This window comes from Dietzia massiliensis (assembly GCF_018390595.1).
GTDB classification, from domain to species: domain Bacteria; phylum Actinomycetota; class Actinomycetes; order Mycobacteriales; family Mycobacteriaceae; genus Dietzia; species Dietzia massiliensis.
Genome location: NZ_JAHBAV010000245.1, coordinates 1 through 410, shown reverse-complemented (window position 1 = coordinate 410; position 410 = coordinate 1). Strand labels below are relative to the sequence as shown.

Below are 410 nucleotides of genomic sequence, written 5' to 3'. Positions count from 1 at the left end.
GTATTTACACCAACCTGGACGGGCTGGACGTGACCCACACCGGCATATTCGTGATGACCGACAACGGCCCGGTGCTGCGCAACGCCTCATCGCGCAAGGCCAACATGCGGGTGGTCGATTCGCCCTTTATGGATTACGTGATGGCCACGCCGGGCATCGTGGTGCTGCGTTCGCTCAGCCGATAATCCCCCGCCGCATAACGGCTATAAGCTATAGCCGTTTATGCTGAGCGAGCGTTTGACTTCATCGGCGGTTCAAGCTTAGCTGTAAGAACAAAAACCAACTGATTTTATTGTTCTTTTCAGGGAGACTTCGATGACCTTACGCTGGCGTATCACCCCTCTGGCGGCGGCCTTCGCCGCCGTTTTGGCGCTTCAGGGCTGCGATCAAAAAACCGATCGGAACCATAT

General features: G+C 55.6%; 1 protein-coding gene. It reads left to right on the top strand.

Annotated elements, in window-relative coordinates; all coding sequences use genetic code 11:
- A partial coding sequence (locus KHA85_RS20450; protein WP_213186701.1) for an N-acetylmuramoyl-L-alanine amidase-like domain-containing protein occupies positions 1-185 on the top strand: 185 nt, incomplete at its 5' end.
- Between the last annotated feature and the right edge of the window lie 225 nt (positions 186-410).